19 protein-coding genes are annotated in these 21953 nt (G+C 43.4%); 6 read left to right on the forward strand and 13 right to left on the reverse strand.

Annotated features, from left to right (window positions below; genetic code table 11):
• Positions 1-15 precede the first annotated feature (15 nt).
• From FTV31_RS03525 to FTV31_RS03535, 3 genes are read right to left on the reverse strand one after another with little or no spacing between them, the layout of a single operon-like run.
• On the reverse strand, positions 16-795 hold the full coding sequence (locus FTV31_RS03525; protein WP_180013027.1) for a transglutaminase family protein: 780 nt from the start codon (positions 793-795) through the stop codon (positions 16-18).
• The gene (locus FTV31_RS03530) at positions 792-1394 is read right to left on the reverse strand and encodes an alpha-E domain-containing protein (RefSeq protein ID WP_180013029.1); all 603 of its coding nucleotides are present in this window, start codon (positions 1392-1394) and stop codon (positions 792-794) included. Before FTV31_RS03530 ends, FTV31_RS03525 begins: the two co-directional genes overlap by 4 nt.
• Positions 1395-1416: 22 nt before the next feature.
• A complete protein-coding gene (locus tag FTV31_RS03535; protein WP_180013031.1) occupies positions 1417-2976 on the reverse strand; it encodes a circularly permuted type 2 ATP-grasp protein in 1560 nt (519 codons plus the stop codon).
• 241 nt (positions 2977-3217) lie between these two features.
• On the opposite strand from FTV31_RS03535, the gene FTV31_RS03540 reads away from it, so the two are divergent.
• Positions 3218-4240 (forward strand): YafY family protein, encoded by a 1023-nt coding sequence (locus FTV31_RS03540; RefSeq protein ID WP_180013033.1) that lies wholly within the window; start codon positions 3218-3220, stop codon positions 4238-4240.
• A gap of 460 nt (positions 4241-4700) precedes the next feature.
• Entirely contained in the window at positions 4701-6371 is a 1671-nt protein-coding gene (locus tag FTV31_RS03545; protein ID WP_180013035.1) for an FMN-binding glutamate synthase family protein, read from the forward strand.
• An 83-nt stretch (positions 6372-6454) separates the two neighbouring features.
• On the opposite strand, the gene FTV31_RS03550 is transcribed toward FTV31_RS03545, so the two are convergent.
• From FTV31_RS03550 to FTV31_RS03565, 4 genes are read right to left on the reverse strand one after another with little or no spacing between them, the layout of a single operon-like run.
• Positions 6455-7498, reverse strand: coding sequence for an alpha/beta hydrolase (locus tag FTV31_RS03550; RefSeq protein WP_180013037.1), 1044 nt, complete (start codon positions 7496-7498; stop codon positions 6455-6457).
• Positions 7498-8637 carry a YdcF family protein gene (locus FTV31_RS03555; protein WP_180013039.1) on the reverse strand — a complete coding sequence of 380 codons (1140 nt, stop codon included), beginning with the start codon at positions 8635-8637 and terminating at the stop codon, positions 7498-7500. The genes FTV31_RS03550 and FTV31_RS03555 overlap by 1 nt, the downstream gene beginning before the upstream one ends.
• 5 nt (positions 8638-8642) lie before the next feature.
• Positions 8643-9680 carry a UDP-N-acetylmuramate dehydrogenase gene (murB, locus tag FTV31_RS03560; protein ID WP_180013041.1) on the reverse strand — a complete coding sequence of 346 codons (1038 nt, stop codon included), beginning with the start codon at positions 9678-9680 and terminating at the stop codon, positions 8643-8645.
• Between the two features lie 3 nt (positions 9681-9683).
• Positions 9684-10193, reverse strand: coding sequence for a low molecular weight protein-tyrosine-phosphatase (locus FTV31_RS03565; protein WP_004783908.1), 510 nt, complete (start codon positions 10191-10193; stop codon positions 9684-9686).
• 118 nt (positions 10194-10311) lie between these two features.
• Between FTV31_RS03565 and FTV31_RS03570 the strand changes: the two genes are divergently transcribed.
• Together FTV31_RS03570 and FTV31_RS03575 are read left to right on the forward strand one after the other, a co-directional pair.
• Positions 10312-11469, forward strand: coding sequence for an iron-containing alcohol dehydrogenase (locus FTV31_RS03570; RefSeq protein ID WP_180013043.1), 1158 nt, complete (start codon positions 10312-10314; stop codon positions 11467-11469).
• A gap of 54 nt (positions 11470-11523) precedes the next feature.
• Positions 11524-11958 (forward strand): thioesterase family protein, encoded by a 435-nt coding sequence (locus FTV31_RS03575; protein ID WP_180013044.1) that lies wholly within the window; start codon positions 11524-11526, stop codon positions 11956-11958.
• Positions 11959-11965: 7 nt separating this feature from the next.
• On the opposite strand, the gene dnaX is transcribed toward FTV31_RS03575, so the two are convergent.
• From dnaX to FTV31_RS03600, 5 genes are all read right to left on the reverse strand, one after another.
• Entirely contained in the window at positions 11966-14056 is a 2091-nt protein-coding gene (gene dnaX / locus FTV31_RS03580) for a DNA polymerase III subunit gamma/tau (RefSeq protein WP_180013046.1), read from the reverse strand.
• Between the two features lie 275 nt (positions 14057-14331).
• Positions 14332-14775: a copper resistance protein NlpE N-terminal domain-containing protein gene (locus tag FTV31_RS03585; protein ID WP_004783916.1), complete on the reverse strand. Its 444-nt coding sequence runs from the start codon at positions 14773-14775 to the stop codon at positions 14332-14334.
• 83 nt (positions 14776-14858) lie between these two features.
• Positions 14859-16121 (reverse strand): serine hydrolase, encoded by a 1263-nt coding sequence (locus tag FTV31_RS03590; RefSeq protein WP_180013048.1) that lies wholly within the window; start codon positions 16119-16121, stop codon positions 14859-14861.
• Between the two features lie 59 nt (positions 16122-16180).
• On the reverse strand, positions 16181-17035 hold the full coding sequence (locus FTV31_RS03595) for a MaoC/PaaZ C-terminal domain-containing protein (protein ID WP_159123195.1): 855 nt from the start codon (positions 17033-17035) through the stop codon (positions 16181-16183).
• Positions 17036-17220: 185 nt separating this feature from the next.
• Positions 17221-18612 carry a 3-oxoacyl-ACP reductase gene (locus FTV31_RS03600; protein WP_180013050.1) on the reverse strand — a complete coding sequence of 464 codons (1392 nt, stop codon included), beginning with the start codon at positions 18610-18612 and terminating at the stop codon, positions 17221-17223.
• A 240-nt stretch (positions 18613-18852) separates the two neighbouring features.
• Between FTV31_RS03600 and FTV31_RS03605 the strand changes: the two genes are divergently transcribed.
• Positions 18853-20370, forward strand: coding sequence for an acetyl-CoA C-acetyltransferase (locus FTV31_RS03605; RefSeq protein WP_180013052.1), 1518 nt, complete (start codon positions 18853-18855; stop codon positions 20368-20370).
• A gap of 95 nt (positions 20371-20465) precedes the next feature.
• On the opposite strand, the gene aceI is transcribed toward FTV31_RS03605, so the two are convergent.
• Complete coding sequence (gene aceI, locus FTV31_RS03610) at positions 20466-20897, reverse strand: chlorhexidine efflux PACE transporter AceI (protein WP_004783926.1); 432 nt, start codon at positions 20895-20897, stop codon at positions 20466-20468.
• A 94-nt stretch (positions 20898-20991) separates the two neighbouring features.
• Here aceI and FTV31_RS03615 point away from each other — a divergent pair, with 94 nt between their 5' ends.
• On the forward strand, positions 20992-21882 hold the full coding sequence (locus FTV31_RS03615) for a LysR family transcriptional regulator (RefSeq protein ID WP_180013054.1): 891 nt from the start codon (positions 20992-20994) through the stop codon (positions 21880-21882).
• Positions 21883-21953: the final 71 nt, after the last annotated feature.

Here is a 21953-nt window from a genome sequence, read left to right on the forward strand (position 1 = left end):
GTCCTTATTAATGAATTAACATCCTAGTACCTGGACGATGGAATACATGGATTCCTCACCGCCTTCTTCTCTTACACCACGTACCGGTGCAACATCCCAATAGTCGCGTCCCACCGCAACATAGACATGCGCACTAGGCGTAAATAACAGGTTACTCACATCAAAACAGTACCATGCCTGTTCAATAAATACCTCAGCCCAAGCGTGACTCGCTAGATGTGAAGCATTCTGTGCATAAAGATAACCTGATATATAACGTGATGGTAAACCTAAATGTTTACACATGGCGATAAAAATATGACTGTGATCCTGACAGACACCCTGACGTGCTTTAAAGGCATCAATCGCAGAACCCTGTACCGTAGTACTATTTGATATATAAGGAACGTGTTCGAGTATGGCTTGGGCCAAGCCGATTAAATGTTTACGAGTTAATGCTGGAACATGCCGCTCTGCAAAATCCTTCATCTCTGCATTACATTTTGTGGCTTCAGTCGGCTGTAAAAACAGATAGGGATTTAAGGAATCATTTAAGCCCTGCTCATGCGCGAGATTTAGCTCAACGATGCCTTGTGCCATGATCATCAGGCTATGATAGGATTCACGTTGTGTACTGGTCATCCAGAGATTTTTAAAGGCATCATGCCGAATCACTTCCTGACCCGGTACACTGACATCCCAATAATGCACTTTCTGGTGTTCATTGGTTGACGGCATCATTTTGATGTACTGAATACTGTTCCTCACCTCGGCTGTGTACGTATATTGCGTTTGGTGATTCACCATCAATTTCATACATCAGCCTCGAACAAGCGATGAATATGATCACTAAACTGATAAAACTGCTTCAGATCAGGTGCAGCACGTAACTGTGTCCAGTATTGCTTTACACTGCCCCAGCCAATCTCACAGAGCGTATCCACAATATAATCAATTTTACATAAGATACGGGTAGTATCCTCACCGAGACGTAACTGCTGATCAAGCTGTTCCAGACATTGGCCCAGACTGAAAAACAGAAATACATCTGATGATTCTGCTTCCAGAATTTCAGCACAATCTGTCACGACATCGCAGATATAACCGGCATTCTGATCTGCATTTTTAATCAGTTTCAGTAGTTCAGAATAGGCTTTGCCAGACAATACACCGCGTAATTCCTGAATATTGTCTTTTGCCACCTGAAACTGTTGGGTAAATGAAGTCGGCTGGGTACTATCCAGAACCAGCTCATTTAATGAACTGGCATCAAACGCAGGCAAACAGAAAGCATGTGCATAAGCTACAGCGGCTTCATCATCTAAAAATGGAAAATGCGAACATAAAAACTGGGTACGAGATAAATAACGGCCTAACCAAAAAATATGTTGCGCATTGGTATTTAACAAAACCATGACGTTATCCTTCTTTGGAATGTTATGAATGTAAGTTGTCGACTACCCAGGTATCTTTGATTCCTCCACCTTGCGATGAATTGACCACCAGTGAGCCTGCCTGCATGGCTACCCGGGTCAGACCACCTGGCACAATTTCAGTGCGGTAAGGTGAGCTCAAGACAAAAGGACGCAGATCAATATGTCGTTCAGCAATACCAAAATTGCTTAAAGTTGGACTGACCGACAAATCCAAAGTTGGCTGCGCAATATATAAATGCGGCGCAGCTAAAATTTTATTTCTGAAAATATCAATATGCTGTTGAGAAGCTTGTGGCCCAATCAGCATGCCGTAACCGCCAGAACCCTGTGCTTCCTTGACGACCAGCTGATCCAAATTTTCCAACACATAGTCCAGATCTTCCGGATTACGGCATTGGTAGGTTGGAACATTATTTAAAATCGGTTTTTCACCCAAATAAAAATGAATCATTTTATCGACATAAGGATAAATCGATTTATCATCTGCCACACCTGTACCCGGGGCATTTGCGATTACAACATTGTGCTGTAAATATGCGGACATTAAGCCCGGAACACCCAAAGTACTGTCTGGTTTAAAGCACAGTGGATCAAGATAGGCGTCGTTGACTCTTCTATAAATAACATCAACCTGTTGACGCCCACGTATTGTTTTTACATAAACCTTCGAGTTTTCAACAAAAAGATCACGCGATGTCACTAAAGGCACATCCATCTCCCTTGCAAGACAAGCGTGTTCATAGTAAGCACTATTGAAACGACCCGGAGTCAAAACCACAATGAATGGATTATCGGTATAGGCATTTTCCGCCAGAATTTCTTTTAAGAGTTTTGGATATTGTTCAATACCGGCAATATTGGATTGCTCAAACACTTTTGGCATTAACTTCTGGCTGATCTTGCGGCATTCCAGCATATAGGACACACCAGACGGCGTTCTCAGATTATCTTCCAGCACATAAAATTCGCCTTTGGAATCCCGGATAATATCAATCCCGCTAATCTGGCTATAAATACTGCCTTTCAAATGATGCTGGTACATATGCGGCTGATATGCTTCATGGGTCAGCACCTGAAGTTCAGGAACAATATTGGCTTTGAGAATATCCTGTTGATGATAAATATCATGCAGAAACAGGTTTAAGGCACGAACACGCTGTGCTGAACCCAGTGCCACCATATTCCACTGTTTACGGGCAATCACCCGGGGAATTACATCGAAAGGAATAGTCCGCTCAGTGCCCTGCTCATCGCCGTATACGGTAAATGTAATACCGTCATAGAGAAAATGTTCTTTTGCCACTTCATTTAGCTGATTCAGTTCATCTAATGTATGCTGTGACAGCCATTCTTCAATTCGTTGACCTGCCTGGCTGTTCATCACCTGATGATTACGCATTTCATTAAAAAATTTCGAAGAAATCTCTTGGTATAAAAAATGCGGACTGTGCTTAATTGAAATATTGAGTGCTGTAGTATCTGTAAAATTTTTGCTTAAATCTGCTGCAGTATGATTTTCTACTGTTGTAATAGTATTTGTATCCTGGCTTTCTTTTAGCATACAAACCTCGTCATTGTAATCTATTATAATAAAATCAGAGCAATATCCATGCCATGACATCCGTTTCGAAGTCTGTATTAACCCAGCAAAGTGCCTATTCACTCAATATCATTTTTCATCAAGATGTTTACGGATTGTAGGACAATTGTTGCGCAGAATAACTTGCGAAAAAAATCCAGATTTCTTATTGTGGTAAGCTCATATTTAATTTGTTTCCACTGATTGCCAGTAAAAATACATTATGTCAGCACAAGAAAAAGAAACCTCCAATAGCCTTTACCGCCAATGGCAAATCTTGTCGCGTCTTTCTACCGGTAAATGGATGGGAACCCGTGAACTCCAGGAAATCCTGAATCGTGAAGGGATCGAGATCAGTTTGCGTACCATTCAGCGTGATCTGAACCAGATTGCCCAGCGTTTCCCGATTGAGAGCAGTAAAACCACGCCCCAGGGCTGGCGCTGGCGTTCAGATGCCCCGATTCAAAGCTTGCCGCATATGACCAGTTCGCAAGCGGTGACCTTTATGATGGTGGAAGAACATCTGAAACATTTGCTGCCACCTAGTCTGATTGAAGAAATGAATCCTTGGTTTGATCTGGCTCGACGCAGCCTGTCTTCACAAAATAACGTACGACAATGGATTAACCGGGTCAGAATCGTGCCCGCTACCCAACCGCTTATTCCGCCTGTCGTTGATAAAACGGCCCAACAGGCGATTTACGAAGGCCTGTTACAGGACAAACAGCTGGAATGTGTTTATCAGGGTCGTGGTCATAATGGCGAAGAGAAAACCTATATTTTAAATCCGCTGGCATTAGTGCAAAAAGGTTCAATTATCTATCTGGTCTGTACCCGTCATGATAAATCGGATATTCAGACCTTTGCCCTGCACCGTTTTAAATCAGCGGTGGTGCTGAATTCTCGTGCCCTGCATCCAGTAAATTTTGATATTGATGAATATATTGAATCTGGCGCTTTAGGATTTCGGGTCGATTTTAACCAGCCAACAGAAAATGTATTGCTTCAACTGAGCATGCCTGAATCTGATGCACACTATTTTGAAGAAAGCCAGCTCAGCAAAGATCAAAAGATTGAAAAAATTGAAAATGGCATGGCTCTGATTAGTGCAACTGTGCCTTTTACCTCGCAACTTGTGTGGTGGTTGCGCAGTTTTGGCAATAAAATCAAGCATATCGAACCAAAAATAGTGGCAGATGCTGTTTATCAAGCGAATGACACTGATTCAGCCTCTTCCAAAGAATAAAAAAGTCCCCATTTGGGGGACCTGATCAATTTATCATTTTATTTTTTATTATTGTTCTGATTGTCTGTTACTGAGCCAGTCTGCTTTCCTCTTGCCCCAGAACACAGACCGGATGTGTCACATTAGAAATTAAAGAATCTGACAACATGAGCAGGCCAGCTCTGCCTTATTAAAACGAATCGATTTTTTTGTCATAATGTACACTCCTGCTGTGGGGGTAAAATCACTATAAAACGCTGAAGCCTGTTTTTGAAATAAAAAGAATGCATGCCTTTTGCACAATTTTTCCATAGAAGATTATTTGGAAAATTTATTATCTAGCTAGAATATAAGTATGGCGACCATTACAAGACTTTCAGCAAGTTTATAAAATTAAAAAACAATTTTATGCTTGTATAAGCTAGGCAGCTCTGCACATTATTAAATGCTATCGTAGTGGAAATAGGGATTTAATTTCATAATGGCTAACCCTGCGCAATTAGTACGACACAAATTACTTAATACTTTCTTTTCACGGCATTCGGTCTGGTTTGCCTGCATCATCATCGCCGTTATTTTTACGATTTTTCATATCGGTTATGAGCCGCGCTATATTTATTATTTTATGCCGGCAACTTTGGTGAATACGTTATGGATCGTCAGTATTCTACTGAGCCTGCTAGGCCTATATGATGTTTTGCAGAACAGACACTCGATCTTAAAAAATTACCCGATTATGGGTCATTTTCGCTTTATCTTTGAGGAATTCCGTCCTGAAATTCGTCAGTATTTTATTGAAGCTGATCGGGATGCATTGCCATTTTCACGTATGCAGCGCAGTCTGGTGTATCAACGGGCCAAAAATGAAAATTCAGATAAGCCCTTCGGCTCGATCATGAATGTCTATGAAGAAAACTATAAGTTTATTAGCCATTCCCTCACCCCTTGCCGACCTGCCGATCCAGAAACCTTTCGCATTCTGATCGGCAATGAACAATGTACCCAGCCTTATTCTGCTTCCATTTTGAATATCTCGGCTATGAGTTTCGGGAGTTTAAGTGCCAATGCGGTTCGGGCTTTAAATCTTGGTGCGCAAAAAGGCAAATTCTTTCACGATACAGGTGAAGGTAGTATCAGCCCTTATCATCTGGAACATGGCGGTGACATTGTCTGGGAAATTGGTAGCGGCTATTTTGGTTGCCGAACCTTAGAGGGTCAGTTTGATCCGGTGAAATTTGCAGAAAAAGCCAGGCTACCTCAAGTGAAGATGATTGAAATCAAACTTTCGCAAGGCGCAAAGCCTGGACATGGCGGGATTTTACCTAAAGCCAAGATTTCAGAAGAAATTGCTCAGATTCGCGGGATTAGCCGTGAACATGACTGTGTGTCTCCTTCTGGACATCCAGCGTTTAAAACCCCGATTGAAATGATGAATTTCATTCAACAACTACGTGAGCTTTCTGAAGGTAAGCCAGTCGGATTCAAGCTTTGTCTGGGTCAACCCTGGCAATTTATGAGTATGGTCAAAGCCATGCTGCATACCAAAATTTATCCTGATTTTATTGTGGTAGATGGATCTGAAGGCGGTACCGGTGCTGCACCAATTGAATTGATTGACTATATGGGTACTCCTTTAAGAGAAGGTCTTTTGTTTGTGCACAATACCTTGGTCGGTGCAGGATTGAGAGACAAGATTAAAATTGGTGCAAGCGGGAAAATTATCAGTGCTTTTGATATTGCCAGTACCATGGCACTTGGGGCTGACTGGGTCAATTCAGCGCGCGGATTCATGTTTGCAGTCGGATGTATCCAGGCTCAAAGTTGTCATACCAATCAATGCCCTGTGGGAGTCACTACTCAAGATAAAGAGCGTCAAAAAGCTCTGCATGTCCCGACTAAGGCCGAGCGAGTGTTTTATTTCCATAAAAATACAATGCATGCCCTGTCTGAGCTAATCGCTTCAGCAGGTTTAAAACATCCTTCTGCTATTAAACCGCATCATCTGGCACAGCGAATCAGCAATCATGAAATCAAGAACTTTGCCCAGATTCATTTCTGGCTTAAAGAAAGCGAATTATTACATTGCGAAAATAAAGATGAGGAAAACTTTTATTTCCGTATGTGGAATATGGCCAAACTGGAAAGTTTTTGAGCTTATAAGAAACAAAGCTTAATCAAATTAGACAAGAAAAAGGCGTTTACTTAAACGCCTTTTTTAATTGAAAGCGTGACAGTCTAATAATAGGTCTTACTGCCATGCGCATGTAAGAAAGCTGGAATTAAACCTGTGAGTGCTGCACGGATATCCGCACGTTCATTAATCAATTGATGTGAACCTTCTTCCAGCATTAACAAAGTTTGCAGGCGGAACTTGCGACGGATAAATTCAATATTATAACGCCAGTCCACTGTCTGATCTTGAGCGCCTTGAGCTAACCAGACAGGGATACGGCAGGCTGGACGTCCTTCCATTTCCAGCATCCAGCGTGACATTGCCAAAATCCAGTCCATGCCCATCATGCGGGGTTGCAAAGGATCTTTAAGGCGGATAAAACGCAGGAATTCAGGATTATGGTTATTACGGCGGAAATGACGCGGTACTTCACGCTTGATCCGGCTGATAATGCCGAGTCCGAGCGGATTATGCCACCAGGCAGTTTTAGCCGGACGAATCAACGGTGACAATAACAGCACGCGATCTACAAACGGATTTTCACGTCGTTCTGCAAATTCGAGCAAATGATGCATCCAGATCGCACCACCGGTACTCTGTCCAATACCGACCCATGGTTTAGGTAACTGCTCGGCATGTTTGACATAGCGATATACCGCATGCAAAACCTGCTGATAATGGTCAAAATTCTGGATACTGGCAGATGAACCATCACTCAGACCATGCCCCGGCAGATCATAGGTTAGAACGCTAAAACCCTGTTCCAGCAACTCACGTACGATCGGCTGATAAATTCCGCTATGTTCCAGATATCCATGTAATAGAAACGCAGTTCCCTGAATCTTGTCAAAACGGGTATTTTCCAGAGTGGGTGTAAATACCTGCACATGCAGTTTAAACAGCGGCATCTGTACATAGCCCTGCCAATGCTTGCAATCCAGTAAATCGAAACCATACAGCCTACGGTAAGACAGCAGATCAATAGTCGGCTGGTCATCCCTGTTCAGGTTTAAGGGCTGCAAAAGCTGTGGTGTTGTTTCCCTGCTTGGCACAGGTAAATCCAGCTGTTTCAGGATGGTCGGATTTAAAAACGGAATATCAGACATTAAGGCACCTCCCGACAGTCACTGGAGCCAAACCACATATCGCGGATAGTGGCTAGCATTTCATAATTGGCACGGCGACTATGATCATAATTTTGTCGGCTTGGACGCCAACGGGTCAAGGACTTCGGCATCGGTGCTTCCACTGGAATGGTTTGAATACCATTCAGTGCAAACAGACGACGGGTACGCGGCATATGATAACGGTCGGTAATCAGAATCACAGTCGGTGCCCCACCTTTTTTTTGCAATAATAACGAGCTGAAACGGGTATTTTCACAGGTATTCATGCTGCGGTCTTCAAGCAATTTGGCATCGACATTGTAATTTTGTAACCAGCGCTGCATATACGGCGCTTCCACACCACTCAATACGATCGGTAATTGATATTGTTTTTCAACTGCGAGTGTGGTTTCCAGACGCAAACGGGTATAGTCATTGACCACAATATCCTTACCATTTTCATGCAAGGTTAGACCACCACCCAAGACCACAATGGCATAAGGTTTAGACTGATTGACCGGTTTCTGTTGCTGCTGTTCTTGCAGTAAAGCCAGATCTTCCTTGATTTCTTCTTTCGCTGTGACCTGAACGGCGCTCGCTTCTTCATCTTCTAAAGGATGAGTCGTCAAGAATTCAATATATTGTTCAATCCGTTCTTTGTTTTCATTACTGTCCCATTCCAGCAGTTCGCGGACCTTCTGAGTTGGGTCAACGGCTTCCACAGGTTCTTGCTGGGACAATAAAGGTACTTGTGCAGGTTGGTTCTGTTCTGCTTTTTCTTCCTGCTGTTCACGCTGATGTTCTTCAATCATCTGTTGCAGTATCTTGTAGCGTGCCTGAATCTGCATCAGATTGGCAGAATGATTTTGCTGGATATCCTGCTCCATCACACGTAAATAAGCCTGACGGGCAATCCACTGATCAGAACCTGGTTCAAGCGTATCATCTTCACTCAGGGAAGCCATTTTCTGGCTTTGTGCTGCAACTTCGTTAATTTCAAAGGACACAAATCTGTTGAGTCCCTTAACCACGAGCTGAGAATAAAATGGCGAATAAATTAACATCACCAGACAGCCGAAAAATACAAACAGTCCTGCGACAATTTGTACTAAACGGACCATCCAATGGGTATTTTTCATATACGTTATTTATCCTGATGAGATCGAATTAAGCCTTTACAATCAAATAATACCGGTTCAGGTTCGAGCATAATCTTGAATTTGTCCCAGACAGCCTGCTGTACTGCGCTATAGGTTTGACGGACATCCGTCAGAGAAGCATGACCATAGTTCACCAGAACCAGTGCCTGTTTATGGAACATGCCAACTGGCCCAAGCTGTTTCCCCTTCCAGCCTGCCTGATCAATCAGCCAGCCTGCCGCCATTTTAACCTGATCATTGGCCTGCGGATAATGGGGCAAATTAGGAAAATGCACAGCAATTTGGTCAAAAACCTGTTGATTTACGATAGGATTTTTAAAGAAACTTCCCACGTTTGGAAATTCTTTAGGATCAGGAAGTTTGCTCTGACGAATCCGGATCACCTGCTGCTGCAAGTTTTCTGCTGTGAGATTATCACCCACCGCTGCTTTAAGATCACCATAATTCAGTTTCAGATTTGCCTGTTTTAGTAATTTAAAAGTAACGTGTGTAATCACATAACGTGTTGGATCATCTTTAAAAATACTATGACGATAGGAAAAATGACAGTCTGCGGCAGGAATGGAATCAAATTTTTTCAGCTTACGGTCATAGACCTCTACCGCATGAATAAATTCGCCGACCTCGACACCGTATGCCCCAATATTCTGCACTGGAGATGCGCCGACTAGCCCAGGAATCAGGGCCAGATTCTGCAAACCATAGAATTTCTGTTCTGTCGTCCAGAGTACGAAGTCATGCCAAACTTGGCCCCCACCTACCCGCAGAAATTGATGCTGCTCATTTCCTTCCAGCATTTCAATGCCCTGGATATCCATATGCAGGACGAGTGCATCAATCTGTTCCGGCAATAACATATTGCTACCGCCAGAAAGAATCAGCACATTCAGTTGTTGCTGCTCAGCAAACTCCAGTGCAGCAATCAGATCATCAGTTGATTGGATCCGGCTGTAGTAAGCGGCAATCGCTTCGAGATTTAGCGTATTAAAAGGTTTAAGTTGAACCTGAGTCTGAATCTGCATGACTTAAACCTTTTCTGTTTGATGTTGTTTAAAAATTTCTACCCAGGCCCGACTGCTGGACTCACATTGGTTCAGGACACGTTCAAAACCATCTGCCCCGCCATAATATGGATCTGGCAAAGCCTGTTTTGGATAGTGCTGATCATGTTCACTCATTAAAGCAACCTGGGCACGCAGGCGTCCGAATTCTGCCTCTGCCTGATGCTGGAGCGCCTGAATATCTGCCAGATTTTCCAGATCCATCGCTAGAATCAGATCATAATCAATAAAATCATGGGTTTTGAGTTGACGCGCACGCAGGCCAGAAAGATCATAACCCCGTTTTAAGGCATGTTGCTGGCTACGCAAATCAGGTGCTTTCCCCGGATGGTAATTACTGGTTCCTGCTGAGTCGACCACAATATCGAGTTTCTGTTCATCACAATAATGTCTGAGTACCACTTCTGCCGTGGGAGAACGACAAATATTTCCCAAACAAACACATAACACCTTATATGGCGTTCTGGATGACATAAACAACCTCAGAGTTAATCATTTTCAAGATACTTATGTTAAGTTATTTACCTGATGAATCCTATATCACCGCCCCATAATAATTTTGTATTTGCGATAAAAATTAAAGGATAAAGACATGAATCGATTTCAGTTTCAAACCGTTCCCAACATCATCGCCGGCCTCGGCACGATTCAGGAATTATCCTCTATTCTCAAACAGGGCCGTTATCAGCGTGTTTTACTGGTCACTGATCCAGGCATGCTACAGCATCAATTACACCTGCCTATTCTGGAAATTATTGAAGATGCGGGACTGGATTATGCAATTTATTCCGATGTACAGGCCGATCCACCTGAGCATGTAGTGCTTGAAGCAGCAGATTTTGCCAAACAGGAAAATGTCGATATCGTGATTGGCTTTGGTGGTGGCAGCTCTATGGATGTCGCCAAGCTGATTGCAATCTTGAGTCATCCGTCACAGCACCAATCTTTGTCTGATCTGTATGGCGTAAATCAGGCTACTGGCCCCCGTTTGCCCTTGATTTTGGTTCCTACCACTGCAGGTACGGGATCTGAAGTTACTCCGATTTCAATTGTCACTACAGGTGAAACTACCAAAACCGGAATTGTGGCACCGATCCTGTTTGCAGATACTGCTATTCTGGATGCAACCTTTACCCAGAATCTGCCGCCCTTAATTACTGCTGCGACTGGCATTGATGCCATGGTTCATGCTATTGAGGCTTATACCTCTAAAATCAAAAAAAATCCTTATTCCGATATGCTGGCCAAGCATGCTTTGAAACTGTTAAATGCCAATCTGCAACGTGTGCTGGACGATGGGCAGGATCTGGACGCACGTCAAAACATGCTGGTTGGTTCTATGCTGGCAGGTCAGGCCTTTGCCAATGCACCAGTGGGTGCGGTGCATGCTTTGGCTTATCCGCTAGGTGGACATTTCCATATCTCGCATGGACATAGTAATGCACTGGTATTAACTGAGGTAATGAAATTTAATACACCAGATGCCAAGGCGCTCTATGCCGAACTGATGTGCTGGTTAGATCCGCAAAGCAAAGGCTGTCACGATGGCCTGACTGACTTGTTTATTGATCATTTTAATAACCATCTGGTAAAAAGTGGCTTAACCCTAAAACTCAAACAGTTAGGAATTCCTGAACATATGCTGATGATCATGGCCGAAGATGCCATGAAACAGAGCCGCCTGTTACAGAACAATCCACGTGAACTTACTCTGGAAGATGCTTACAACATTTATCAGGCGATTTATTAAGTTTCAGATTATTTTCAACTTAGCAGATCTAGCTACTACAAGTTATTTAAAAATATGAAAGCAGCTCTTAAACAACGCGAACATTATTCATTTTTTCTGCCGATACAGACTCGTTGGGCGGACAATGACCTGTATGGCCATGTCAATAATGTCACTTATTACAGCTATTTTGATACGGCCGCGAATGCCCTTTTGATTCAGGAAGCCGCATTTGATCCCAAATATTCTCCAATGATTGGACTGGTGGTCAGCTCGCAATGCCAGTTCAATCAGGAACTGTCTTATCCGGAAATTATTGAGGTAGGTGTCGCCATAGAAAAAATGGGGAATAGTTCTCTCAGCTATGATCTGGCAATCTTCAAAATGAATTCTGATACGGCAGCCGCTCAAGGCAGTTTTGTACATGTGTTTGTCGATCGCTACACACGAAAAAGCACCCCGATTCCAACTGAAATGCGGGATGCTTTAGCACGTTTTGTCTCAGCCTAAAATTATTTTATTTCAGCTGAATATTGTGCAACTCACCATCAAACTGTTCCAGCAAGTCACGTACAGCCGGTTCAGCATGCAGCAGCTCTTCTGCGCGTTTAAAAGCGCGTACTTTACGTTCTTGCTGCATGGTATATGGCGTTAACTGCTCTACATCTTCAAACTTCACCTGGAAAATGGTCTGCGGCCATTGTTCCCGCAAAGCTGCTTCCAGATGATGTTGTAGCTGCGACAAAAGCGGCTGATAACGCTCTGGAATATGGAAGACCGATGCTGCATTAATCTGGCCGGTCATGATGCCATACTGAGCCAGTTCCTGAACTGCCGGAGATAACTGGCTATTACGGAACCAGAATTCCCATTTTTCTACCGTCCATTCACCCTGCATATCCTGTACCGGAATTTGCAGAATATCCTGCGGCATCAGATTACGGTCTGTAGAAATATTTGTATTTGCAATCTGAGTTGATGCAGCCTCTGTCTGAGTAGAAATTTCCGGCTGGCTTTCATCTGCTTTATGAGTCACTTGTTCTGATTCAGGAGTCGAGGCATCCAGATTAAACTCCGGTTCTTGTTCTACTGGTGCAGCAGTATCATTTTCAGGAATGAATTCTTCTAAGAGGAAATCATCACTGCTGGCTTCAGGGCTGGATGGAACAGGTTCTGCATGAACATCGTCAAAACCAAACAGACCATCTTCCAGATTTGGATCAAATACAATTTGATCAGACTCAGATTGTTCTACCCTAGTTGATTCAGCTTGTATAACTTGAGGCTCAGAATTGGTTTCTGGCTCGTCTTCATCCAGAAAATCATCCGAAGATGGTTCAGACTGTGCAGTGACTGGATGATTATCCTGCTCGTCTTCATAGCCAGCATCTAATGAAAAATCTTCTCCAGTAGCTTGAGCAACCGGCGCACTTTCCTGCTGCGTTATCTGATTTTGTTGTGGAGCTGAAGCAGCAGCTACAGCTTGTTGTATCTGAGCTGTATTAGTTGGAATTTCATTTGGCTGTAGCGGACGGAAGGCTAGCAAACGCAGCACCGTCATCTCAAAGCCTTGCTCCTGCGTAACCGCAAGCTGTAGGTCAGCCCGGCCTTTACAGGCAATCTGATAATACAGTTGCAAATCTTGTGCTGAAATCAAAGCCGATAACTGCATGATCTTTTGATTGATCTCGGCACTGTATTTCAGGCTTAAATCTGGCAGGTATTGTAATAAAGCCAGTTCATGCAAGGTAGAAATCAACTGATCTAATACCAGTGATACATCCAGCGCCTGCTGACGGAATTGCAATAATAATTCGCTAACACGTGCTTTCTGGTTCTGATGAATCGCCAGAATCAGATCATAGATGATGGTTCGGTCGATCAAGCCCAGCATGTCTTTGACATCCTGATGCTGGATAGCCCCCTGACCATAGGCAATCGCCTGATCTGTTAAGGATAAGGCATCACGAAGCGAGCCCTGTGCTGATTCTGCAATCTGCCAGATCGCATCCTGATCAGCCTGAATGCTTTCTTTCGTCAGGATATTGCCCAGATGTTCGGTAATTTCATCGACAGCCAATGGACGCAAAGTGAATTGCAGACAGCGAGAAATAACTGTAATCGGCAACTTTTGTGGATCTGTGGTTGCGAACAGGAATTTGACATGCTCCGGTGGTTCTTCCAGTGTCTTTAATAGAGCATTGAAGGAATGCGTGGACAGCATATGTACTTCATCGATCAGATAAACCTTGAAACGACCCTGAGTTGGCGCATAAGGGACATTGTCCAGCAGCTCACGGGTATCTTCGACTTTGGTACGTGATGCCGCATCGATCTCAATCAGGTCAATAAAACGGCCTTCATTGACGGCGGTACAGGTCGGACATACCTCACAAGGAGTCGAAGTAATACCGGTTTCACAGTTCAAGCACTTCGCCAAAATACGTGCAATCGTGGTTTTACCAACACCACGCGTTCCCGTAAACAAATAGGCATGGTGCAAACGGCCACGCTCCAGTGCGCTGGTTAAGGCACGTGAAACATGGTTTTGACCGACCAATTCGTTGAAATTGCGGGGACGGTATTTTCGCGCAAGTACTTGATACATGTATGCTCCTTTTTACAGGTCTAAGCATACTGTTTTTTTATAAAATAGTGAATGAATTAATCAGTTATGATCTGGAGAGATAGACCTATCAATCTGATTTAAATCAACTATCTCGAAGCTGTTTGCTCCATTTTTATGCCTGACTGAAATATCAGGATATTTTTAGTATATTTGGAAAATAAAATATCTATTGATTTTCGCTCTATTTGAGCGGATTAATACAATCTTAGAAATAAAAATTTCTGATCAAAGATAAAGGATTGGGTTGAATCTGTTTAAGCGAATCGCCCTAAAATAAAATCACTCTGCATCTGGTAGCGTTTACCGCTTTTGTCTTCACGGATTTCCAACACATGCTCTTCCAAATCAACATACAGTAAATTACGAGTCGCTACATTCACCAGCTCAATTTTCTGATGAGAATCATCTTGGAAACGAATCGGGCCACTAAAGGTTTCCACCTCATTATGACCACTCAGGCTTTCACGTTCTAAAGTATAAGTTTGATCTTCGTGCAGAGTTAGCATGACAGCCATGCCCGGACAATCATCACAACGGGACAAGCAGCCCATGCAAGGAGTTGTACCCTGATACTCTCCCGCCCATGCTGGAATCTGTGCCTTGGCTTCAACAATAGTATTTTTAGCTGATTGGGTTTGATCCTGACAACCGAATAAAGCACCGGTTGCCACTAAGGGAATCAGTATTACTTTTTTCATGGTTTCATTTCGCAGCACTGGAATTTGCCACAAAATAGCATATTTTAAATGACTGACTAAACTCCCAAATCAAGGATATTCAGTTAGCGCCAGCCTTTTCTTCCCGTCAATACCGCATCAGCACAGCGCAAAGTTTCCTGCGTCAGCCCCCAAAGACGGTAATCTCCAGTTAATGAACCTGTTGGGAAGTTATGGGTATAGGCAAAACTTAAACCGCGTTCCGGATCACACCAGGCACCAGAACCGTTAAAGCCCATATGACCAAAACCTGTAGAGGCTTTACCCAATGTCAAAATACGGTGATAACCCAGACGCCAGTGCATTGGCACAGGCATCACCCGATCACGACGGGTATATTGCACCTGGCTTAGTCGCTGGAATACTGGAGGTGAAATCAACTGCTGGCCTTGCCAAGCACCGTGATTGGCCAACATCGCATAGATTTTTGCCAGACTGTCTGCAGTAAAGACGCCATTAGCTGAAGGAATAATCGCCTGTAATCCCTCATCACTAAAGAAGCTAAAATTCTTCATGCCTTTAGGAATCATGCCATCCTGAAAATCTTGGGGGCTCTGGCCACTCCAGACCAGAGCACGCTCCATTAAACCGGGTTTGCGTGTAACTACTCTTTTGCCTTTAGAAGATTGAGATGCAGATTTTGCTTTAAAGATCGGTCGCGCAACTCGAGGCAGTTCATCCAGCGGCACACTAAAATAGGCACCATTTAATTGCAGAGGCTGAACTAAATATTCCTGCATTAATTGGCCTAATGATTTACCGGTTGCCTTTTCCAGTACTCCACCCACCTGCCAGCCAAAAGTCAAAGGTTGATAAGCGGCATCAGTCGTGGTCTGAAAACGTGGTTCAGCTGCCGCGATCCGCTCCAGCATGTGTGACCAGTCAGCCATTTCAGTGGCATCATCAATGATATTACGGATATCAAACAAACCACTTTGATGGCTCAGCATATGTGCCAAAGTAATAGAGCGTTTACCTTTCTGGGCAAATTCAGGCCAGTATTCTGCAACTGATCTGTCATAGTCCAGATAACCTTTACTGACCAGAATATGCGCTAGGGTTGCTAGTACACCTTTGCCAGTGGAATAGCATAGTGACATGGTATCGGGCTGCCAGTTTTCTGTGGCAGACTTCTTTCCGGTATAAATATCGACAACTTTTTGTCCCTGAAAATATACGACAAGTGCTGCACCACCCTGATCAGTACGTGCATCCTGTAAGCGGCTAAACTGACGAGCAAGGTCGCGAAAACGTGTATCAACATCGCCCTGATAATTATGCTGATCAGCAAACAGATAATCTTTGATTGGCTGCATCATTCTATCCATAGAATTTTGATCCCTTAAAATGAAAAAGCCTAAATCGAGTTTAGGCTTTTGATTTAGATTTAAATCGCTTTTACATGGCCGGTCACATGCGGCTTCTGGTTTTTGCTATTCCGGATCAGGAAATCTGTATCATTCGCTGCTTGAGCCGTTAGAAACTCAACTTTAGAAGGCAAGTACATCGGTAGCTTGAACCAGACATCGGCTTCATACGCATCCGGCAATGACAGATTAGCCAGCGCTTTGGCTTTACTCCACATACCATGTGCAATCGCCTGCTTAAAACCAAAAGCCTTCGCTGTAACAGCATGAATATGAATCAGATTAAAATCACCTGAAGTCATGGCATAACGGCGGCCGGTATTTTCTGAAATTTTCCATTCAGTATTCAGCTTATAGTCTGGCGCTTTACTTTCTGCTGATTTTGCAGCAGCTTTAGCATCAGTCTTTTGACGTGAAAGATAAGTCGTTAATGCCTCAACGACGACTTCATTGCCTACTTTGACTGTGGTAATAAAATCAAACTGAACACCTTTGTCATGAGGCTGTAACTCACCAAATTTGCATGACAGGGTTAAAGTCTCATTTACACCGACTTTACGGTACTGCTTGACCTGATTACGGATATGTACCAGTCCTAAAATCGGGAACGGAAATGCTTCCGAGGTCATCATGTGCATTTGCAGACTTTGAGATAGCACGGTCAAATAAATAGCTGGAATATAACCATTATTTTTAAAGCCACATACTTCATTATAGGCTTTTAAATGTTTCTGATCGACCTTGAATGAATCCACCACATATTCAACTTGCGGTAGAACTTTTTCAGCTTTCGGCTTTTTAAAAATCAAGCCTTGAATCACTTTTGGATAGGCTAAATAAGGTTTTGGAAGTTGACTAAAATGGCGCGTATTCATACTGAACCTTTGGAAATATTATCTTTATAAAGTGACCTCTCCTGAGCATACTTCAATCATTGTATGAAAGTGAAGCACTGGAGAGGTTTTGAGAATTCTTGGAATTTTCTCTTTAGAATTTTAATCCCCCTTTATAAAAGGGGGACTTCTCCTCTCTTTTATAAAGAGAGATCGGGAGGGATCTATTAAGCCCCTAACAGGCTTTGACCACAGACACGAACCACGTTGCCATTTAAACCTGTTGAAGCCGTAGAAGCAAACATGGCAATTGTTTCTGCAACATCTACAGGTAGACCACCTTGGCTCATTGAGTTCATACGGCGGCCTGCTTCACGGATTGCAAATGGAATCGCAGCCGTCATTTGTGTTTCGATAAAGCCCGGTGCAACAGCATTAATGGTTATACCATTTTTTAAGGTTGGTGCTGTAAATTTCACCACACCAATCACACCCGCTTTAGACGCTGCATAGTTGGTTTGACCCAGGTTACCTGCAATACCTGAAATTGAGGATACACAGATAATGCGACCATTGGCATTTAGACCATCGTTGGAGATTAAATAGTCATTTACACGTTCAATGGCAGACAGGTTGATGTTAATCACCAGATCCCATAGCTCAGGTTTCATATTGGCCAAAGTCTTGTCGCGGGTAATACCGGCATTGTGCACAATAATATCCAGACCGCCCTGCTCAGCTGCTGCCGCTTTGATTTTTTCACCTGCATCTGTAGCGGTAATATCAATGGCTAAAGTTGAACCGCCAATTTCACCGGCTACACGGTCGAGGTCCGCTTGCTGCTGCGGAACATCCAGACAGATGACATGTGCGCCATCACGTGCCAATACATGCGCAATCGCTTCACCAATACCACGGCTCGCACCGGTCACTACAGCAGTTTTTCCTGCTAATGGTTTAGTCCAGTCCACATCCACTTTTTCAGCAGGTGTAACACGGATCACCTGACCAGAAACATAGGCAGAACGTGGAGAAACTGCAAAACGTAAAGCAGACTCAAGGTTTGCTTCAGCACCGGCATCTACATAGATCAGGTTCGCTGCAATACCCTTTTTAAACTCTTTACCCACAGATTTTACAAAACCTTCCAGTGCGCGTTGAGCAATTGACTGACTGACTGATTTAGCAGTTTCAGGCGTAGTCCCCACAATCACGACACGGCCAGAACTTTGGATTTGACGCGCAATCGGGTTGAAGAAATCATAAAGTGATTTTAACTGTTCTGAATTTTCGATTCCTGAAGCATCAAAAATGACAACTTTGAATTTTGATTCTTTATCGCCCGGATTAAACGCACCCAGATTCAGTCCAGCTGATGCAGCAGCCTGTTGCAGTTCAGCATTGTTACCCGCATAGCTATTGGCATGAATATTTGCCAGAACCTGAGCAATAGCACCAGTCAAGGTACTTGCTGGTGCCGCTCCAAACAATACCGCGCCTTTGACTACAGGTGTAGCAGACTCAAAACGCTCTAAAGAAGTTGGGGATGGCAGACCCAAATTTTTAATGACAAATTTACCAATAGGAGATTTTGCAAAAGTTTGGTACTGATCAGTCATGTTTATTATCTCTCATACAAATTAATTTTTGGTTGATCTAAAGTTATCCTTAAACTTCAGTATGATGCCAGACACTTATATTTCAATAGATCTACCAGATTCCGCCCAATCATACTTGAGATAATAGGCAGATGACTTGACCTAAGCGCAGTCTGTAATGTCATTGTAGTCAATACAGCCTATCTTCTTCTATGCTAATGTAACCGCCAAGAAGACGATCTATTTGCCTGGTAAAGCCTTATGAGCAAAACAACTCAAGATAATCCAGCAGTCGAGAACTCTGCGACAGAAACTGTGTCAAAACCATCAACGCGTAGCAAGCGTAGCACTAAAAATCCTGATACAGCCAATGCCGCAGAAAAAAGTCCGGCTAAAACCACACGTACACGCAGTACATCTGCACGTACCAAAAAAACGACTTCAAGCCAACAAGATTCAACATCTATAACACAGACTTCTGTTCAACAGGAACCAAACATGAGCCAAAATACAGTTCGCCGCGTTGCTATTATCGGTGGTAACCGCATTCCATTTGCACGTTCTAACGGTGCTTACTTTACGGCATCCAATACTGATATGTTCACAGCAGCCCTGAATGGTCTGGTTGAACGTTTTAACCTTCAAGGTCAACGCTTAGGTGAAGTGGTTGCAGGTGCTGTACTGAAACACAGCCGCGACTTCAACATGACGCGTGAATGTGTACTGGATACTGCTCTTGCACCGGAAACCCCTGCTTATGACATCCAGCAAGCATGTGGTACTGGCCTTCAAGCGGCCTTCCTGATCGCGAACAAGATTGCTCTAGGTCAAATCGAAGTGGGGATCGCAGGCGGTGTAGATACGACTTCTGATGCACCAATCGCTTTCGGTGATGGCTTACGTAAAGCATTACTTGAGCTGAACATTGCGAAAACGGCGAAAGACCGTTTAAAAGCCCTGACTAAAATCAATGTGAAAGACCTGATGGACGCACCAAAAAATGGTGAGCCACGTACTGGTCTGTCTATGGGCGACCATCAGGCGATTACTACACTGGAATGGGGTATTTCCCGTGAAGCGCAAGACGAGTTAGCTGCTTCTTCACATCAAAAAATGGCAGCAGCTTATGAAGAAGGTTTCTTTGATGACCTGGTAACTCCATTCCTGGGTCTTGAACGCGACAACAACTTGCGTCCAGATTCTTCAGTTGAAAAACTGGCGAAACTAAAACCTGCATTCGGTAAAGGCGATGCACGTACCATGACTGCGGGTAACTCTACTCCACTGACCGATGGTGCGTCTTGTGTGCTATTGGCTTCTGAAGAATGGGCTAAAGCAAATGGCCATGAAGTACTGGCTTACCTGACTTTCCAGGAAACTGCTGCCGTTGATTTCGTAGAGAAGAAAGAAGGCTTGTTGATGGCACCTGCTTATGCAGTTCCTCGTATGCTGGAACGTGCTGGTCTAAAACTTCAAGATTTTGACTACTATGAAATTCACGAAGCATTTGCATCGCAAGTACTTTCAACGCTGAAAGCTTGGGAAGATCCAAAATTCTGTAAAGAACGTTTAAGTCTGGATGCTCCTCTAGGTTCAATTGATCGTGCCAAGCTGAACGTAAAAGGTTCTTCTCTTGCTGCAGGTCACCCATTTGCAGCAACTGGCGGTCGTATTATCGCAACTGCAGCAAAACTGATTAACCAGAAAGGTTCAGGTCGTGTGCTTGTATCGATCTGTGCAGCTGGTGGTCAAGGCGTAACAGCAATTATTGAAAAATAATCCAAGCCTCATATAAAAAAACCGCTCTCTATGAGCGGTTTTTTATTGCAATATTATTAGCGAAGCATTTGAGATTACTCTAGTAAAGACTTAAGTTAAGCTTTTCGGTAGTCTGGTTCTAGACCCATTTTGGCCTCAAGGTGGTCATAGCACCACTGGAAAATAAAGGTATACACCAGAATACATAATGTCATCGCCAAATCCAGAAGAAAAGCCTGCGCCAGACTGATCTGTAATGCATAAGCTACCATCGGAATCGTGGCCAGCATCAAACCACCCTCAAATCCAATCGCATGAGCAATCCGCACTTTGATTGTTCTTTTCAGACAATGTTTGGCTTCAAACTTTTCAAAATAATGATTAAACAGCATATTCCAGAACATTGAAGTCACAGCCATCGCAATTCCGAGAGCGCCTGTGACCTCAAGCGGCATATGCATGAGCGTACTCAATAATATGGCAATCACCACCAATAAAATGCCTTCATATAAGGTGGCATGAATCAGTCTTCTTTTCGAAATTAACATTTCAGTTCATCAAGTCAGGAGATAAGGGAATTTTATTTCTTTTAATTTGATTATTCGAGTTAGAATCTATCAATAAAAATGAAAGATGGAATGCATGAATATTAATCAAGAACAGCTGCTGATGTTTAAACTGGTCATGGAAACTGGCTCCTTCTCTGCTGCTGCACGTAAACTTGGTAAGGTTCCTTCTGCAGTGAGCATGTCCATTGCCAATCTGGAAATTGATCTTAATCTGGTGCTATTTGAACGCATTGGCCGTGAACCGAAACCCACCGCACAGGCGAAAGTACTATATGAAAAAACCGACCAGCTTCTGGTTGAAATTAACCAATGGAAGCAACATGCGCTTGCGCTCAGTTCAGGTCTTGAATCTGAATTAAATATTGTGGTGGTGTCTGAATTACTCCATACCCGCTGGACCGATTATATCGTTTTGCTGGAACGGGAATTTCCAGCCCTGCAAGTTAATGTCTTTAGCGCACCTCAAGAAGATGCTCATCGCATGCTGTTTGAAGGTTCAGCGCAGTTAGCGCTGATGTTTGAACGAGAACAGCTGGAAACCCGGGAACAGTTTATAGAATTAAAACGTGAGATACTGGTCGCTGTGGCGGCCAAACAACATCCATTAAGTCAATTTCACCAGGTCAGCTATGAACAGATTTTACAAAACCGACAGATTGTTGTTGCCAGTCGTGATCGTAGCATTAAGCCAGAACTGCTCTTTTCCCGGAATTACTGGCGCACTGATAATCATCATTCAGCCTGCAGCATGATCCAGCAAGGTTTGGGCTGGGGCGTGCTTCCCTTAGAAATGATTAATGAACAGCCACATTTGCAGGAGCAGCTACAGATCTTGCATCTGCTCGATTTCACCCCAAAATTTGAATATTTTGTCGATCTGGTCTGGAGCCGGGAGACTCGACTGGGTACAGCTGCTCATTTTTTGATTAATCACTTGCGTCAGCAGCGAAAAACCGACCATTAATCACAGAAATTCAACGACAGTCTACTTGGTAAGAGGATGATTTATGATATATAAGAATGCATAAGCAATAA

Source organism: Acinetobacter sp. YH16031 (assembly GCF_013417335.1).
Classification (GTDB): Bacteria; Pseudomonadota; Gammaproteobacteria; order Pseudomonadales; family Moraxellaceae; genus Acinetobacter.

Coding starts and splice junctions, on each gene's coding strand:
- FTV31_RS03565 (WP_004783908.1), bottom strand. CDS start 10,193: ATGTCATCCAGAACGCCATATAAGGTGTTATGTGTTTGTTTGGGAAAT.
- FTV31_RS03545 (WP_180013035.1), top strand. CDS start 4,701: ATGGCTAACCCTGCGCAATTAGTACGACACAAATTACTTAATACTTTC.
- FTV31_RS03540 (WP_180013033.1), top strand. CDS start 3,218: ATGTCAGCACAAGAAAAAGAAACCTCCAATAGCCTTTACCGCCAATGG.
- FTV31_RS03555 (WP_180013039.1), bottom strand. CDS start 8,637: ATGAAAAATACCCATTGGATGGTCCGTTTAGTACAAATTGTCGCAGGA.
- aceI (WP_004783926.1), bottom strand. CDS start 20,897: ATGTTAATTTCGAAAAGAAGACTGATTCATGCCACCTTATATGAAGGC.
- FTV31_RS03585 (WP_004783916.1), bottom strand. CDS start 14,775: ATGAAAAAAGTAATACTGATTCCCTTAGTGGCAACCGGTGCTTTATTC.
- FTV31_RS03535 (WP_180013031.1), bottom strand. CDS start 2,976: ATGCTAAAAGAAAGCCAGGATACAAATACTATTACAACAGTAGAAAAT.
- FTV31_RS03570 (WP_180013043.1), top strand. CDS start 10,312: ATGAATCGATTTCAGTTTCAAACCGTTCCCAACATCATCGCCGGCCTC.
- dnaX (WP_180013046.1), bottom strand. CDS start 14,056: ATGTATCAAGTACTTGCGCGAAAATACCGTCCCCGCAATTTCAACGAA.
- FTV31_RS03550 (WP_180013037.1), bottom strand. CDS start 7,498: ATGTCTGATATTCCGTTTTTAAATCCGACCATCCTGAAACAGCTGGAT.
- FTV31_RS03600 (WP_180013050.1), bottom strand. CDS start 18,612: ATGACTGATCAGTACCAAACTTTTGCAAAATCTCCTATTGGTAAATTT.
- FTV31_RS03530 (WP_180013029.1), bottom strand. CDS start 1,394: ATGGTTTTGTTAAATACCAATGCGCAACATATTTTTTGGTTAGGCCGT.
- murB (WP_180013041.1), bottom strand. CDS start 9,680: ATGCAGATTCAGACTCAGGTTCAACTTAAACCTTTTAATACGCTAAAT.
- FTV31_RS03525 (WP_180013027.1), bottom strand. CDS start 795: ATGAAATTGATGGTGAATCACCAAACGCAATATACGTACACAGCCGAG.
- FTV31_RS03575 (WP_180013044.1), top strand. CDS start 11,524: ATGAAAGCAGCTCTTAAACAACGCGAACATTATTCATTTTTTCTGCCG.
- FTV31_RS03605 (WP_180013052.1), top strand. CDS start 18,853: ATGAGCAAAACAACTCAAGATAATCCAGCAGTCGAGAACTCTGCGACA.
- FTV31_RS03590 (WP_180013048.1), bottom strand. CDS start 16,121: ATGGATAGAATGATGCAGCCAATCAAAGATTATCTGTTTGCTGATCAG.
- FTV31_RS03615 (WP_180013054.1), top strand. CDS start 20,992: ATGAATATTAATCAAGAACAGCTGCTGATGTTTAAACTGGTCATGGAA.
- FTV31_RS03595 (WP_159123195.1), bottom strand. CDS start 17,035: ATGAATACGCGCCATTTTAGTCAACTTCCAAAACCTTATTTAGCCTAT.